Source organism: Streptomyces sp. NRRL S-495 (assembly GCF_000966955.1).
Taxonomy (GTDB): Bacteria; Actinomycetota; Actinomycetes; order Streptomycetales; family Streptomycetaceae; genus Kitasatospora; species Kitasatospora purpeofusca.
Window position 1 is genome coordinate 72720 of the sequence record NZ_JZWY01000004.1, and the last position, 15328, is coordinate 88047.

The 15328-nt window shown below is 72.9% G+C and carries 17 protein-coding genes; 7 read left to right on the top strand and 10 right to left on the bottom strand.

Annotation, left to right across the window (positions count from 1 at the left end):
- The first annotated feature begins 63 nt into the window (after positions 1-63).
- Positions 64-1164 (top strand): citrate synthase 2, encoded by a 1101-nt coding sequence (locus VR45_RS00400; protein ID WP_045937634.1) that lies wholly within the window; start codon positions 64-66, stop codon positions 1162-1164.
- A gap of 141 nt (positions 1165-1305) precedes the next feature.
- Entirely contained in the window at positions 1306-2424 is a 1119-nt protein-coding gene (gene serC, locus VR45_RS00405) for a phosphoserine transaminase (protein ID WP_030393572.1), read from the top strand.
- A 224-nt stretch (positions 2425-2648) separates the two neighbouring features.
- Here serC and VR45_RS00410 read toward each other — a convergent pair whose 3' ends face one another.
- Positions 2649-3413, bottom strand: coding sequence for a glucose 1-dehydrogenase (locus VR45_RS00410; protein ID WP_045937635.1), 765 nt, complete (start codon positions 3411-3413; stop codon positions 2649-2651).
- A 111-nt stretch (positions 3414-3524) separates the two neighbouring features.
- Between VR45_RS00410 and VR45_RS00415 the strand changes: the two genes are divergently transcribed.
- Positions 3525-4121, top strand: coding sequence for a TetR/AcrR family transcriptional regulator (locus tag VR45_RS00415; RefSeq protein ID WP_045937636.1), 597 nt, complete (start codon positions 3525-3527; stop codon positions 4119-4121).
- A 26-nt stretch (positions 4122-4147) separates the two neighbouring features.
- Here VR45_RS00415 and thpR read toward each other — a convergent pair whose 3' ends face one another.
- The gene (gene thpR, locus VR45_RS00420; RefSeq protein ID WP_045937637.1) at positions 4148-4738 is read right to left on the bottom strand and encodes an RNA 2',3'-cyclic phosphodiesterase; all 591 of its coding nucleotides are present in this window, start codon (positions 4736-4738) and stop codon (positions 4148-4150) included.
- 46 nt (positions 4739-4784) lie between these two features.
- Between thpR and VR45_RS00425 the strand changes: the two genes are divergently transcribed.
- Positions 4785-5303, top strand: coding sequence for a GNAT family N-acetyltransferase (locus VR45_RS00425; RefSeq protein WP_199839742.1), 519 nt, complete (start codon positions 4785-4787; stop codon positions 5301-5303).
- A gap of 70 nt (positions 5304-5373) precedes the next feature.
- On the opposite strand, the gene VR45_RS00430 is transcribed toward VR45_RS00425, so the two are convergent.
- The 7 genes from VR45_RS00430 to VR45_RS00460 form a co-directional block, all read right to left on the bottom strand.
- Positions 5374-6984 (bottom strand): MFS transporter, encoded by a 1611-nt coding sequence (locus VR45_RS00430; RefSeq protein ID WP_234325787.1) that lies wholly within the window; start codon positions 6982-6984, stop codon positions 5374-5376.
- Between the two features lie 58 nt (positions 6985-7042).
- Complete coding sequence (locus VR45_RS00435) at positions 7043-7477, bottom strand: MarR family transcriptional regulator (protein WP_045937638.1); 435 nt, start codon at positions 7475-7477, stop codon at positions 7043-7045.
- Between the two features lie 115 nt (positions 7478-7592).
- Positions 7593-9356: a hypothetical protein gene (locus tag VR45_RS00440; protein ID WP_159394077.1), complete on the bottom strand. Its 1764-nt coding sequence runs from the start codon at positions 9354-9356 to the stop codon at positions 7593-7595.
- A gap of 103 nt (positions 9357-9459) precedes the next feature.
- Positions 9460-10308, bottom strand: coding sequence for a nucleic acid/nucleotide deaminase domain-containing protein (locus tag VR45_RS00445; protein ID WP_045937640.1), 849 nt, complete (start codon positions 10306-10308; stop codon positions 9460-9462).
- 13 nt (positions 10309-10321) lie between these two features.
- Positions 10322-10873 carry an SUKH-4 family immunity protein gene (locus VR45_RS00450; RefSeq protein WP_159394078.1) on the bottom strand — a complete coding sequence of 184 codons (552 nt, stop codon included), beginning with the start codon at positions 10871-10873 and terminating at the stop codon, positions 10322-10324.
- Positions 10874-10898: 25 nt separating this feature from the next.
- A complete protein-coding gene (locus VR45_RS00455; protein WP_045937642.1) occupies positions 10899-11870 on the bottom strand; it encodes a nucleic acid/nucleotide deaminase domain-containing protein in 972 nt (323 codons plus the stop codon).
- On the bottom strand, positions 11867-12583 hold the full coding sequence (locus VR45_RS00460) for a hypothetical protein (RefSeq protein ID WP_045937643.1): 717 nt from the start codon (positions 12581-12583) through the stop codon (positions 11867-11869). Before VR45_RS00460 ends, VR45_RS00455 begins: the two co-directional genes overlap by 4 nt.
- 238 nt (positions 12584-12821) lie before the next feature.
- Between VR45_RS00460 and VR45_RS00465 the strand changes: the two genes are divergently transcribed.
- On the top strand, positions 12822-13229 hold the full coding sequence (locus VR45_RS00465; protein ID WP_045937644.1) for a VOC family protein: 408 nt from the start codon (positions 12822-12824) through the stop codon (positions 13227-13229).
- A 39-nt stretch (positions 13230-13268) separates the two neighbouring features.
- Here the strand turns inward: VR45_RS00465 and VR45_RS00470 are convergent, their stop codons facing one another.
- Complete coding sequence (locus tag VR45_RS00470) at positions 13269-14192, bottom strand: DUF4231 domain-containing protein (RefSeq protein ID WP_045937645.1); 924 nt, start codon at positions 14190-14192, stop codon at positions 13269-13271.
- 124 nt (positions 14193-14316) lie between these two features.
- Here VR45_RS00470 and VR45_RS00475 point away from each other — a divergent pair, with 124 nt between their 5' ends.
- A complete protein-coding gene (locus tag VR45_RS00475; protein ID WP_045937646.1) occupies positions 14317-14760 on the top strand; it encodes a VOC family protein in 444 nt (147 codons plus the stop codon).
- 31 nt (positions 14761-14791) lie between these two features.
- Positions 14792-15277, top strand: a complete 486-nt coding sequence (locus VR45_RS41925) for a SitI3 family protein (RefSeq protein ID WP_052708713.1) — start codon at positions 14792-14794, stop codon at positions 15275-15277.
- Positions 15278-15328: the final 51 nt, after the last annotated feature.

Sequence of the window (15328 nt, forward strand, 5' to 3'; positions counted from 1 at the left end):
TCGGTCACTGGTGTGCCTCCCCACCACGGAGGTCCGCCGATCGCAGAACTGAAGGAGCCGTGCATGTCCGACTTCGTACCCGGGCTCGAAGGCGTCGTCGCTTTCGAGAGCGAGATCGCCGAACCCGACCGTGAAGGCGGCGCCCTGCGGTACCGAGGCGTCGACATCGACGACCTGGTTGGCAATGTCTCCTTCGGTCACGTCTGGGGCCTGCTGGTCGACGGCAAGTTCAACCCCGGCCTGCCGGCCGCCGAGCCCTTCCCGATCCCCGTCCACTCCGGCGACATCCGGGTCGACGTGCAGTCCGCCCTCGCCATGCTCGCCCCGGTCTGGGGCCTCAAGCCGCTCCTCGACATCGACGCCGAGCAGGCCCGCGACGACCTCGCCCGGGCCGCCGTCATGGCGCTGTCGTACGTCGCCCAGTCCGCCCGCGGCCAGGGCCTGCCGATGGTCCCGCAGAGCGAGATCGACAAGGCCGAGACCGTGGTCGAGCGGTTCATGATCCGCTGGCGCGGCGAGCCCGACCCCAAGCACGTCAAGGCCATCGACGCCTACTGGACCTCCGCCGCCGAGCACGGCATGAACGCCTCCACGTTCACCGCCCGGGTCATCGCCTCCACCGGCGCCGATGTCGCGGCCGCCCTGTCCGGCGCCGTCGGCGCGATGTCCGGCCCGCTGCACGGCGGCGCGCCGTCCCGCGTGCTCGGCATGATCGAGGAGATCGAGCGCACCGGCGACGCGACCGCCTGGGTCAAGAACGCCCTGGACAAGGGCGAGCGCCTGATGGGCTTCGGCCACCGCGTCTACCGCGCCGAGGACCCGCGCGCCCGCGTGCTGCGCCGCACCGCCAAGGAGCTCGGCGCGCCGCGCTTCGAGGTCGCCGAGGCGCTGGAGAAGGCCGCGCTGGAGGAGCTGCACAACCGCCGCCCCGACCGCGTGCTGGCCACCAACGTCGAGTTCTGGGCCGCCATCATGCTGGACTTCGCCGAGGTCCCGGCGCACATGTTCACCTCGATGTTCACCTGCGCCCGGACCGCCGGCTGGTCGGCGCACATCCTGGAGCAGAAGCGCACCGGACGCCTCGTGCGCCCCGCCGCGCGCTACATCGGCCCCGGCCCGCGCAGCCCCCGCGACATCGAGGGCTTCGAGGCCATCGCCGGCTGACACCACCGTCGCAGCTCCCCCGACAGCGGGTCCGGATACCGACCGGACCCGCTGTTTCCGCAGCTCGCGGGCGGGTCGGGGGCATCTCAGCGGGCGGACGGGCGTCGAACCGCGGCTGCCCCGGCCGGTAGGCTGCGGCGCGTGGCTCAGATCCAGATCCCCGCTGACATCAAGCCCGCCGACGGCCGTTTCGGCTGTGGCCCCTCCAAGGTGCGCCCCGAGGCCCTGAGTGCCCTCGCCGCCACCGAGACCTCCCTGCTCGGCACCTCCCACCGCCAGGCCCCGGTGAAGAACCTGGTCAAGCGCGTGCGCGAGGGCGTGAGCAGCCTGTTCTCCCTGCCCGAGGGATACCAGGTGGTTCTCGGCAACGGCGGGTCCACCGCCTTCTGGGACATCGCGGCCTTCGGCCTGGTACGCGAGAAGTCCCAGCACCTCGACTTCGGCGAGTTCTCCTCCAAGTTCGCCTCCTCCGTGAAGGCCGCGCCCTGGCTGGCCGAGCCGAGCGTGATCAAGACCGCCCCCGGCACCCACCCGCTGCCGGTCGCCGAGGCCGGGGTGGACGTCTACGGCCTCACCCACAACGAGACCTCCACCGGCGTCGCGATGCCGATCGCCCGCCCGGCCGGCGCCGACCAGGGCTCGCTGGTGCTGGTCGACGCCACCTCGGGCGCCGGCGGCCTGCCGGTGGACATCACCGAGACCGACGTCTACTACTTCGCCCCGCAGAAGTCCTTCGCCTCCGAGGGCGGCCTGTGGCTGGCGTCGTTCTCCCCGGCCGCCCTGGAGCGCGCCGCCGAGATCGCCGGCTCCGGCCGGTACATCCCGCCGTTCTTCGACCTGCCGACGGCCATCGACAACTCGTCGAAGGACCAGACGTACAACACCCCGTCCATCGCCACCCTCTTCCTGCTGGCCGACCAGCTGGAATGGATGAACGGCAACGGCGGGCTCGACTGGGCCGTCGCCCGTACGGCTGATTCCTCGTCCCGGCTGTACGGCTGGGCCGAGAAGTCCTCGTTCGCCAACCCGTTCGTGGCGAACCCGGCCGAGCGCTCCCAGGTCGTCGGCACGATCGACTTCGACGACTCGGTGGACGCCGCCGCCGTCGCCAAGGCGCTGCGCGCCAACGGCATCGTCGACACCGAGCCGTACCGCAAGCTCGGCCGCAACCAGCTGCGGGTCGCGATGTTCCCGGCGATCGAGCCGGCCGACGTCGAGGCGCTCACGGTCTGCATCGACTACGTGGTCGAGCGGCTCTGACCCCGACCGCGTGCTCCAGCGGCTACGACCGGCCGCACCCGCACGAATGAAGGGCCACCGCCTCCGGGCGGTGGCCCTTTTCCGTTCCGCCGGTCCCGGCGGCTACCGGCCGACCAGCGAGCTGGCCAGCACGATCACCAGCAGCAGGACGAGCGCGCCGGTCACGATTCGCATGCGAGTCTTGGGATCCACGGTCAACGAGCGTACCCCCGGCCGGTCCGGGCTCAGACGCCGAGGTTGGATCCGCCGCTGGCGTCCAGGTTCTGGCCGGTGACCCAGCGGGCGTCGTCCGAGGCCAGGAAGGCCACCACGTCCGCCACGTCGGCCGGCTCGGCGACCCGGTCGAAGACCGAGAACGAGGAGGCCCGGGCCCGCGCCGACGGGTCCGCCAGCCAGGGATTGATGTCGGTGGCCACGATGCCCGGCAGCACCGCGTTGACGGTGATCCCGCGCGGCCCCAGCTCCTGGGCGAGGGTCAGCGTCAGGGTGTTCAGCGCCCCCTTGGTCATCGCGTAGGCGACGGCCTCCGGGAACGCCACCCGGGTGACGCCCGAGGAGACGTTGACGATCCGCCCGCCGTCGCGCAGCCGGTCCAGACCGTGCCGGACGACGAAGAACGGCGCCCGCGTGTTGACGGCGAAGACCCGGTCGTAGGCGGCCTCGTCCACCTCGTGGATCCGCCCCGGCTGCCCGATCCCGGCGTTGTTCACCAGGATGTCCAGCCCGTGGCCGCCGTCGTACCCGGCCAGCCCGGCGTCGAAGGCGGCCCAGAGCGCCTCGGCGTCCCCGGGCACGCCGAGTTCGGCGGCGACCGGGAAGGCCCGGCCACCGTCCCGCTCGATCTCCTTCGCCGTCTGCGCGGCCGCCTCCGGGTCCCGCCCGTGCACCGCGACCAGCGCGCCCTCACGGGCCAGCCGCTCGGCGATGCCCCGCCCGATACCCCGGCTGCCGCCCGTCACCAGCGCCGTCCGTCCGGTCAACCTCGACATGACCGCCCCCTTCTTCCGGGCGCCACCGGTCCGGCGGCACCCACTTCTGTAGTGATCGCTAATGAAATGACCGTAGCACGGTTTCTGTAGTGGGCGATATAGAATCGGCGCATGGCCACCACCACCGCGAAACGCGGCCGCCCGCGCTCCTTCGACCGTGAGGCAGCCCTGGAGCAGGCCCTGCGGCTGTTCTGGGAACGCGGCTACGAGGCGACCTCGGTCGCCGACCTCACCACCGCGATGGGCATCCGCCCGCCGAGCCTCTACGCGGCCTTCGGCGACAAGAGCGCCCTCTTCGGCGAGGTGGTCGACCGGTACCGGGAGGGCCACGGCGCCTACGCGACCCGCGCGCTCGCCGAGGAGCCCACCGCCCGGGCCGGCGTGGCCCGGATGCTGCGCGAGGCCGCCGCCATGGCGACCGACCCCGACCACCCGTGGGGCTGTCTGCTGATCAGCTCGACCGTCAACTGCACCTCGCCCGAGGTGACCGGGGCCGTCCGGGAGCTGCGCAACGCCAACGTCCGCGCCCTGGAGTCACTGATCCGCGCCGACGTCGCGGCCGGTCACGAGCCCGCCGGGGCGGACCCGGCGGCGCTGGCGCAGTTCACCGCAACCGTGGTCCAGGGCATGTCGCAGCGCGCCCGCGACGGCGCGACCCGCGCCGAACTGGAGCGGGTCGCGGCGGACGCCATGCGGATCTGGCCCTGACCGGAGCACCGGCCCACCCGCCCTTCTCAGTCCTCCCAGCGGGCCAGCGGCCAGGAGGCCAGTGAGCCGTAGTGGGCGAAGCCGGCGCCCTGCTCGCTCCGCATCAGGTGCAGCTCGGCGGCCTCCCAGTCCGGCCCGCGGTACCCCTCCAGGGCCTGCGCCAGCCCGTCCAGCTCCGCCGCGGCCGCCCGCTGCGCCGCGCGCCGCTGCCCCCGTGAGGACCCGGCCCTGGCCAGCGTCAGATGGGGGTGGAAGCTGAACGCGTCCGCCTCGCCGGCCACCTCCGCGGTGGCTCCGGCCACCGCCTCGGCCAGCCCGCGCAGCGCCCACACCCGGCCCTCCACCCCGGCCCAGAGCACCTTGTCGCCGAACCGTCCGGCCCCGGCCAGCCGCAACGGGTGCGCCGGATTCACCGCCGCCACCGCCGCCAGAGCGGCCGACAGCTCCGGCACCCGCTCGGCCGGCACCTCGCCGAGGAACGCCAGGGTCAGGTGCCAGCCCTCGACCGCGGTCCAGCGCAGCCGGTCCGCCCCGGGCAGGCCGCGCACCGGCGCCACCGCGTCGACCAGGTCCTGCAACGCCTCCACCGGAGGCAGTACCGCCACGAAGAGCCTCATGGGGACATCTTCCACCGGGCGACGGTTTGGACTAGAACGGTTTTCCATGAAGATCCGCAACGGGGGTCCCGAAGACATCCCCGACATCCTGTCCCTGCTCGACGGCGCCGTGGAGTGGCTGGCCGCCCAGGGCCGCACCCGCCAGTGGGGCGAGCACTCCTTCAGCGGCACCCCGGCCCGGGTGGAGCACATCGGCAAGTACGGCCACGAGCCGTTCCTGATCCGGCTCGCGGTCGACGACGAGGGGCGCACCGTCGGCTCCTGCGTGCTGTCCGAGGAGCGGCCCGAGTACGCCACCCCGGTGGACGGGCCCGAGCTGTACATCCGCAACCTGGTGACCGACCGGACCCGCAAGGGCTCCGGCATCGGCGCCGCGCTGATCGCCGACGCCCTCGACGAGGCGCGCCGGCGCGGCATCGGCCTGCTGCGGGTGGACTGCTTCGCCGGCGGCGACCGCAAGCTGGTCGGCCAGTACCGGGCGCTCGGCTTCACCGAGACGGAATCCTTCGAGGTCGAGCAGCCGGCCGGACTCTGGCAGGGGCAGATCCTGGCGATCCGGCTCTGACCGGCCGTCGGCCCCGGAGTGTCGAACGGCACTCCGGGGCCGACCCGCGGTCAGCGGGACCGACTAACCGTCAGCAGGCGGTGGCCAGCTCCGGCTTGACGCCGGCCACCGGCCGCGGCACCAGGGCGACGATCCGGCCGCCGCGCCCCGGGTGCAGGTCAAGCCGCAGCCGCAGCTCCGCGCTGCGGGCCAGCACCAGGCCGACCACGGTGGCCGCCAGCGCCGAGACCAGGCCGCAGGCCAACAGCCCGAGCCGGGGCCCGTACGAGGCGGTGACCCAGCCCACGATCGGCGCCCCGATCGGCGTGCCGCCGGTGAAGACCAGCATCAGCAGGCCCATCACCCGGCCGCGCATCGCGGGCTCGGTGGCCAGCTGCAGGGTGGCGTTGACCGAGGTGTTGAAGCTCAGCCCGAACACCCCGATCAGGGTGAGCAGCAGCGCGAAGGTCCAGTAGCCGGGCGCGAACGCCGCCAGCACCTCCAGCGCGCCGAAGCCGAGGGCGGCGCCGACGAGTCTGCGCAGCCTGGGCGCGCCCCGGCGGGCCGCGATCAGGGCCCCGGCCAGCGAGCCGACCGCCATCGCGGTGTTCAGCAGGCCGTACTGCCCGGCGCCGACGTGGAAGGTGTCCGTGGCGAAACCTGCCAGCAGGGTGGGGAAGTTGAAGCCGAAGGTGCCGATGAAACCGGCCAGCACCAGCGGCCAGAGCAGCTCGGGCCGCTCCTTGACGTACCGCAGCCCCTCCCGCAACTGCCCCTTCTCCCGGGCGATCGGCTCGGTCGGGCGCAGTTCGCTCTCGCGCATGGCGAGCAGTCCGCCGATGACGGCGGCGAAGGACAGCGCGTTCACCGCGAACGCCCAGCCGCTGCCGACCGCGGCGATCAGCAGGCCCGCGACGGCGGGGCCGACCAGCCGGGCGGTCTGGAAGTTGGCGGCGTTCAGGCTGACCGCGTTGGCGAGGTGCTTCGGGCCGACCATCTCGGAGACGAAGGCCTGCCGGGCCGGGTTGTCGACCACGGTGACCAGGCCGAGCAGCAGGGCGAAGGCGTAGACGTAGTACGGCGTCACGACGCCGGCCACGGTCAGCACGGCGAGGCCGGCGGCCAGCAGGCCCATCGCGCCCTGGGTGCCGATCAGCAGCTTGCGCTTGGGCAGCCGGTCGGCGAGCACTCCGCCGAAGAGACCGAGCAGCAGCATCGGCAGGAACTGCATCGCGGTGGTGATGCCGACCGCGAGCGGGCTGCCGGTGAGGCTCAGGACCAACCAGTCCTGGGCGATGCGCTGCATCCAGGTCCCGGTGTTGGACACCACCTGGCCGGCGAAGTAGTAGCGGTAGTTGCGAACGCTCAGTGAGCTGAACATCCCCCCGGGCCGGGTGAACCGGGCTCCGGTCGGCGAATCCGCCGTCCTCGGGGACGTGGCCGCGCGGCTGCGGCCGGGAGCGGCGGGGTCGTCCGCCGCGGTGCGTTCGTCGGGGTCGTCGTCGCCGTTGCCCGGCAGCCCCGTCGGGGCGGGTGCCTGGGTGTCGGCGGCCGCGGCGCTCGCCGCGGCGGTGTCGGTGGTCTGCTCGTCGGTCCGGATACGGGTGGCGGCTGCGGTGGCGGCGGCCGGCGGTGTCACAGTGGTCTCCCCTCGCGGCGCGGCGGCCGGTGTTCCGGCCGTCGCGCTCCTGGTGTCTGTCATCGGTCCTGCGGTAATGCGTTTCTCCTTCGTCCTCCGGCGGCTACCGGAATCGATCTGCCTAGAGGTGTGCGAGCTTGTAGAGCACGGGCGCGGCCTCGCGGAGCTTTGCCCACTCCTCCTCGTCGAGCCCCTCGGCGAGCTCGGCGAGCCAGGCGTTCCGGCGACTGCGGGACTCCGCCAGGATCGCCTCGGCCTCCTCGGTACTGCTGACGACCACCTGGCGGCGGTCCTCCGGGTGCGGCTCGCGCCGCACCAGGCCCTTCTCCTCCAGCATCGCGACGATCCTGGTCATCGAGGGCGGCTGCACGTGCTCCTTCCGGGCGAGCTCGCCCGGTGTGGCCCTCCCGCACCGGGCGAGGGTGCCCAGCACCCCGATCTCGGTGGGGCTGAGCGACTCCTCGACCCGCTGGTGACGCAGTCGACGGGAGAGGCGCATGGCGGACGATCGCAGCTGACTGATGGCTGCGAGGTCCTGCTCGGACATCTCGGGCATGTTGTTTAGCCTACGTCATTACTCTCGCTAAAGAAAATTGGTTTCCGTTCGCCCGCTTCACGGCGTCCCGATCGGGGTACGCGCGTGGGTTTACGCGCGTGGGTTCTGGGCGAGGTCAGCGCCGGGTGTCCACCGCCGCGAGACCGTCCGGCATGCCCAGCACCAGCAGCGTGCCGGCCAGCGCCAGCGACCACACCTCCGAGCCGGTCCGCAGGTCCAGCACCCCGCCCGTCCCCAGGTCCCGCACCCGGACGAACCCGTCCGACCAGGCCGCCGCCACCACCGGACCGGCCGCCGTCGCCCCGGCCGCCACCGCCGTCACCGGACAGCCCCGGCGGTCGGACGGCTCGGGCATCGGCGCCGAACGCGGCCCCCAGAGCCGCACCGCGCCGTCGAAGCCACCGCTCACCAGCAGCGGGATCTCCGGATCGGACAGCGGCCCGCCGCCCAGCGCGGTACCGGCCAGCGCCGTCACCGGCCCGTGGTGCAGCCGTTCGCTCAGCACCTTGCCGTCCTCGAACCAGTGCACCGCACCGGCCGCGTCGCCGAGGGCCGGCGCGGAATCCGCCAGCCCGCCGACCGCCGCCACCGCGCTCAGGTCCCCGGAGGCCGCGCCCACCGCGTCCAGTGCCGCCATCAGCCCGTACGGCTCCAGGCCCAGCCGGGGCTCGGCCGGCACCACCAGCTCCGGCCGCCCCCAGGCGTCGAGCAGCACCGCGGACCCGCCCGCCGTCACCGCCAGCCCCCGCAACGGGCGCGGCGCGGGCACCACCACCGCGCCCAGGCGACGGCCGGTGGCGGCGTCGAAGGTCCGCACCGAACCGGTCGGATCGGCCACCAGCACCTGCCCCGCGTACGGCCCCGCCCCGGCCGTGAGCGCCACCGCCGGCCCCGGCCAGTCCCGGTCGACGCCCTCCCAGCGGGCCCAGCGCCCGGCCCAGGGCCCTGGCAGCTGCGCCAGCACGGCCGCGGCCGCCGCGGCGACGGTGTCCCCGCCCAGCAGCCGGGTCCGCAGCACCGCCGCCCGCACCGCCGGGTCCGGCTCCTCGATCACCGCCGGTCCCGCGGCCCGCCAGGCCCTGGCCAGCGCGTCGTCCCGCCGCTCGACCGCCGCCGTCACCGGGACCGGGCGGGCGAGCGCGTAGAGCAGCGGATCCGCGGCCAGCGGGCCGGGGTCCGCCGCCACCGTCGTCCAGAGCGCCGACAGGGCCTCCTCGCCGAGCGAGCGCGGCTCCGTCCCGGGCGGCGGCGGCACCGGGGCGGGCGGGGCCGCGGGCGTCCCGAGGACCGGCCCGGGCAGCGGGTAGGCGGCCGGGTCGCCGCCCTGCTCCACCGCCCAGGCGGCGAACCGCGCGGCGTCCGTCCACTGCGGCTCACCGAGGTCCAGCACCGCCGGAGCGGGCACGGCGGTGAACGCCCGGGCGGCCGGGCCGTCCGTCGCCGCCCCGATCACCAGCCGTACCCCGGGCAGCCGGAGCAGCGGGTCGAGCAGCTCGGTCACCAGGGCGGCCGGGTCCTCGGCCAGGTCCAGTTCGGGCACGCAGACCACGGTCGGCCGTCCGTCCGCCGCGATCGCCGCGATCAGCGGGCCCGGGGCGTGCGCGACCAGGTCGAGCTGCTGCCCGAGCGACCAGACGGCCGTCCGGACGGTGGCACCGGCGGCGGGCAGCACGGCGTGGATCCGCCGCCCGCCCGGGGCGTCGGCCCCGGTGCAGCCGCGCACCAGCCAGGCCAGCAGGTGCGACTTGCCGGACCCGGGCGGCCCGGCCACCCGGCACAGCCGCGGCGCCCGCGGATCGTCCAGCCAGCCCAGCAACGCCATTCCGGCCGGCCTGCGGCCCGCCCCCAGCCGCGGCATCCGCAGCCCGCTCCCCGCCATCGCCCGCTTCCCTCTCCCCGTACTTCCGTACTCCGTGCCAGGCCCGGCCGTGCCGGGCTGGGCCGCGCTCGACCCGGCCCTACCCGACCCGGCCTTGCCCGACTCAGCCGCGCCGCTCGGCCACGCTGATCATCAGTGCCTTGATCCCGCTCTCCCGGGACTCGGCCGTGTCGCCGTAGTCGAAGCTGTGGGTGAACTCCGCCTGCGGGAACTCCCGCGCCAGCCAGCGCGCGCAGTAGTGGCCGGGCATCATGCACGGCTCCAGCTCGCAGTACACCCGCACGACCTGCTCGGCCTCCACGCCCTCGGCCCGCAGCCGGTGCCAGAGCGCCTCCTCGGGGTGCAGCAGGCCGGGGCCGCCCACCTCCGAGACGATCCGCTTCGCGCCGTTCTCGTCGACCACCTCGAAGGCCGCCGAGGAGTCGATGTTCAACGGCCGCCGCAGGTCGTCCAGCACCCGCGGCCACCAGCCCTCACGGTCGTCGAAGGCGGTCGGGTCCGCGGCCAGCAGGCCCTGCCGCAGCTCCCGGTAGGCGGCCAGCGCGAGGTCCGGCCGATCCACCTCGGCGACCGCCGGCAGCAGCCGGTCGAGCAGCAGCAGGCCCGCCGCGAACGCCGCCACGCTGCCGCTCACCGGCAGGTCCAGCGGCTCGGCGCCAAGCAGCACCGCCCGGACCGACCGGTCCGGCGCGAAGTACAGCTCGGCCCCGCCGTCCGTCCCGATCCGCAGCTGCGCCGCCATCGGCCCGGCGTCCGCCCCGACCGCCGCGGCGCACTCCCCCACCGACAGCGGATCGTGCTCCTCCGCCGCCCGGAAGTACGGCCCGACCTGCAGCGGAAGCCCCGGATGCCGCAACGGCCCGGCGGGCGCGATCGGCAGGGCCCGCAGCCCGCGCGGCCCGAAATGCGCCAACAGCGCCGCTGCCAGCTCGTCGTCCCTGTCCGCGTTCACTCGGCGGCCCCGCTCACAGGGTGGCCCAGGTGTCGAGGAACATCGCCCAGAACTCGCTCTTGAACGGCAGCGAGTCCCAGCGCTCCATGCCCTCCTGGACGATCTCCTCCACCGCGGCCCAGTCGTTGGGGTCCGGACGCTCGTCGGGGCCCGGGCGCTCGACCTCGAACTTGTAGACGAGGTAGCTCAGCGAGGAGACGTCCCCGTGGATCAGCTCGTACTCGATCTCGGCGTCCGGGTCCGAGACCCAGATCGTGCCGTCGCCGAGGTGCACGTACACGGTCGCCTGGAAGAGGCTGCCCAGCGGCTGCAGCCGGCCGTGCGGCGTGTCGACCGGCGAGGAGTCCCAGGTCTCGAAGGCGTGCGCCGGGGTGGCCGGGTCCCGGTCCGCGAACTCCTCCAGGATCCGGAAGAGCCCGTTGGAGAACGGGATCCCGATCTCGGTCACGAAGCGCGCGCCGTCACCCTCGGGCCAGATCCGCGCCGCCACGTCGGGGCGGAACCGCAGCAGGTCGCCGGGTGCGGCCCGTTCCACGACCACCGGCCACTCAATCCCTACCAGCACCTCGTCCATCCTTCGTTCTCGACCGTCACAGACCCTTGGCCTTCTTCTTCGCGGCGGAGGCCGCCTTGTCCTGCTGCCCCTGCGCGTCGAAGTCCTTGGTGCCCATCGTGCCACCGTGCTGGCCCGCGGCGTGGTCCTGCTCGATCTGCTTCAGATAGGCCTTGTGCCCCCAGTCGCGGTCCTTGGTGGGCACCTTGTTGTCGTACTCGACACCGTGGGTGACCTTCAGATCCGGGTTCTGGGACTCGAAGTGCCTGGCCAGCCAGCGTTCGCAGTTCGGGCCCGCCTGGCAGGGCGCCCGTTCGGTGTAGAGGTCGGTGACATTGCCCTCCCTGCCGCCGAGCAGAGGTTTTCCGATCGAGCGTTCCGAGTGGCTGCGGTTGTAGTCGCTCCGGCCGACCAGGATGAACTCGCCCTTCTCGTCCCGGTACCGGAGCGAGGCGTAGTTCTTGCCGCCGTAGTCCCCCTGGGCGCGCCGGGCCTCCTCCACCGCGCGGGACAGCTCGGTCGGATCGTCGATCTTCTGACTGACGACCTTCTCGTCCTGCTTCTGGTTCCCGGCGTCGTCCTTGTCCGACTTCTTGTACTTCTTCGCGTGGTGCTTCTCGATCTCCTCCTTGGACGGGTCCTTGACCTTGGCCCCGTCCAGCATGGTCTTGAGCGACTCGTCCGGGTCCTTCACATCGACGAGCTTGCCGTCCTTGATCTCCTGGACCCGGCCGTCGTCGTGGATGAAGTACTTCCGCGGCGGCGTCTTCGGCCCGTCACCACCCGCGCCATTGCCCGTCTTGGGCGGTTCGGCGGCCTTGTCCTTGGCCTTGCCGTCGAAGTCCCCGGCGGTGTGGTGGTCGTTGTCCTTGTGGTGCTTGGCGGTCTTGTTGAGGTTGTCGCCCGCCTGCTTGTACATCTTCTTGGCGGCCTTGCCCATGTCGTCCGACAGGGTCTTGCCGAGCTTCGTCGCGACGTTCTTGAGCGCCTTGACGGTGGGGTCGCTCACTCGAAGCTCACCGCCGACACCCGGGTGCCGAAGACCTGGGCGTGCTGGGCGACCTTCTCGGCCTGCTCGTGCAGGGCCCGGGCGTGCGCCTCCACCGCGGCCGGATTGATCTTGAACGCGGCGCCGACCGAGCCACCGGCGACCGCGGCCTCGGCGGCCTCGAAGACCAGCCCGGACACCGCCTCCGCGACGATCTCGATCAGCGGGTTGAGCGCGGCCTCCACCACCTGGGCGACGATGTACTCCTCCAGCTGGTGCGCCAGGTAGGACATCAGCTTGCGCGCGGCCTGCTGGGCCGCGATGGCGCCGACCTCCGCCAGTCCCGCCGTCGCCACCGCGGCGGCCTGGGCGGCGACGAAGGTGGCGGCCAGGACGATGAGTTCGCCGAGCGCCTCCAGCTTCATCGCGACGATCGCGTCGGCGGCGATGTCCATCGCCTGCGCGACCACGTGCGCGGCCTGGACGACCTCGTTGAAGTGCTTGTCGGACATCAGGGCCCACTTGGCGGCCAGCGCCTGGTAGGACGCGCCCTCGTAGGCTCCGCCGAGCTGATGGATCGTCGCGGTCGAGTCGCCGTGGACCTCTTCGAGGCCCTTGGCGAACTCCTTGATGTGCTCGCCGAATTCGCGGACCTTGTCCTCGTTGACCGCGGGCCAGCGGATGCCGATGAAGCTCAGCAGTGTCGCGACTTCGTCAGGCAGTTCGATAGCCATCGAGAAACCCCCCGTAACCAACAATCCCTCGATTGGATCAAAAGTTTATACAACTAATCATTGGTCCTCCGATGCCCAAGAAGTGCCGATTCTGTAGCGATCCGGAACGTTCCGGACCGAATCGCCCCACATCTCTGGCCGTGCCCCCGATGACTCCCGGTGCGATGCTGGATCGTGGGGCCCGGTCCACGCGGACCCCCGGCGCCGCACCACCCCTCAGCAGAAGGGCCGAGCAGACATGACCGACGTCGCCGCCGAGCAGGCCGCGCAGGCCGACACCGGCTTCGCCCGCCTCGCCATGGTCACCATCGACTGTGCCGACCCGGTCGCACTGGCCGCCTTCTACGGCGAGCTGCTCGGGTGGGAGACCCGGCACGTGGACGAGCAGTTCGCCATCCTGGACAACCCGGAGGGCGGCAGCCCGCTCGGCTTCGGACGGGTCAACGGGTACCGGCCGGAGCCGTGGGTCGAGCCGGACGGCGGCAAGCACTTCCACCTGGACTTCTACGTCGACGACCTGGAGGAGGCCACCGCCCGCGCGCTGGCTCTGGGCGCGACCGAGCCCACGTACCAGCACGGGCGCACGCTCAAGGTGCTGATCGACCCGGCCGGCCACCCGTTCGGTCTAGCGCCCCTGGACGCCTGAGCCCAGCACCGGAAGGCCCGGGCCCCACGGGCGCCCCGCTCAGCGCGGGAAGGCCCGCTTGGCCCGCCAGGTGGTGTGCTCGCGCGACACCGCGTCCTCCGCCTCGGCCGCCAGCCGGGCCCAGCCCCGTTCGGCGTCCGGCCCCCGCAGGTCGAGGTCGGACAGCTGGTTGCCGACGTTCTCCAGCTCCCGCGCCGCCAGCTGGTAGGCGGCCGCCAGCGGGCGGAGCTGCTTCAGCTGGGTCCAGGCGATCACCGACGCGGCCGCCGCCGAGGTGGCCCCGAAGACATGCACCTGCAGCGCCCCGGTCGCCTGCGCGACGGCCGCCGCCGCACCGATGATGATCAGCGCCGCGACGGCCAGCCCCCAGGTGACCGCCTGCGACTCGCAGGACTCGGCGCGCGAGCGGTACCACGTCCGCTGCCCCTCCACCCGGGTGCGCAGATAGAGCGTGCGGCGCGAGGTCAACGACTCCGCCCGGACCCGCCGCATCTCCGGGGTGATCTCGGCGACCGCGTCCGGCGGCACGATCGCCGGGTCCTCGAAGGCCCGCAGCACGTCCTCCAGCTGGAGCAGGTAGACCCGGTCGACGTCCGCCGACTCCGCGTCACCCTCGAACGGCCGGGCCCGCACCGAGTACTTCCAGGCCAGCGTCTTCACCGACTCGGCCGCCGCCCGCGCCTCGTACCACCGCGCCTGCGGGTTGCCCCGGCGCAGCCGGGACCAGAAGTACCCGGCCACCAGGAACGCCACCACCGAGAACAGCGGCGTGATGTCGGCGGCGCCCTTGTCGTCCGGCCCGGGCAGCGAGCCGACGACCGCCGCGACCACCAGCATCGAGATCAGTCCCCGGTACCAGCGCAGCGTCTCCTGCTGGCCGGCGATCGACGCCCGGTCGGCCGCCCGGAACAGCTCCGGCAGCAGTTGGGCCTCGACCCCCGTCGGCGGATCCTGTCGCACCATCGAAACGCTCCCCTCCCCCGTCTCGCCCGGAGTATGCCCCCGGTCAACTCCGCTACACCGCGAGCTTCTTGACGCCGCATCTTGCCCCGGATACCCTGCAACCCCTATAACCGGTTACATGCCCATGCACTGGAAGCTCGTCATCGACGCCGCCGACCCGCACCGCCAGGCCGCCTTCTGGGGCGCCGCCCTCGACTACACCGTCGAGGACCACAGCACCCTGATCGGCAACCTGCTGTCCGCCGGTGCGATCACCCCGGACCTGATCACCGAGGTCGACGGCCGCCATGCCTGGCTCACCCTCGCCGCCGTCCGCCACCCCGAGGACCCGCACGACCCCACCTCCGGCACCGGGCTCGGCCGCCGCATCCTCTTCCAGCGCGTCCCCGAGCCGAAGCAGGGCAAGAACCGCCTCCACCTCGACCTCCACCCCGGCCCGGACGCCCGCGCCGCCACCATCACCCGCCTCGAGGCCCTCGGCGCCACCACCCTGCGCGAGGTCGCCGAACCGGGCGGCTCCTGGGTGGTCATGCAGGACCCGGAGGGCAACGAGTACTGCGTCCACTGACACCCCGGCGCACCCGAACGGATTTCCAACCATGTCGATCTCCCACAGCTTGAATCTGGCCACGCCGATGCCCGCCGCCGAGGTGGCCCGTGCGCTGAACGACATCGCACAGGGCGTCAGGCTGTTCGACTCGACCACGATGCCGGAGCAGTTGCTCACCGAAGGCGTCGATACCAGGTTCGGCACCTGGGTCCGGGTGTTCGCCGCCAACCCCAAGCCGTGGAATCCGCTGATCACCGACCTCGAGGTCACACCGACCGTCTCGGTGGCGTTCAGGCTGGACAAGACCGACGACCTGTCCGGGCAGGAGGACGACATCGTCCGGCTGGTGTCGGGCCTGCTGACCCGTCTTCCGGGCGACGCGGTGCTGCAGTACCACTACGAGGTCATCTGGTTGCTGCGGCGCGGTGGCGAACTCAGCCTCAACGAACGGGACGACCTCTGGACGCCCGCACGGCTGGCCGCAGTCCCGCAGCCGTACCGTCGCGAAACGCACGAGTTCTCCGAGGAGGACTGAGCGCCACCGTCTCCGACAGCGCCGAGGCCCGCGCTCCGATCGGAGCGCGGG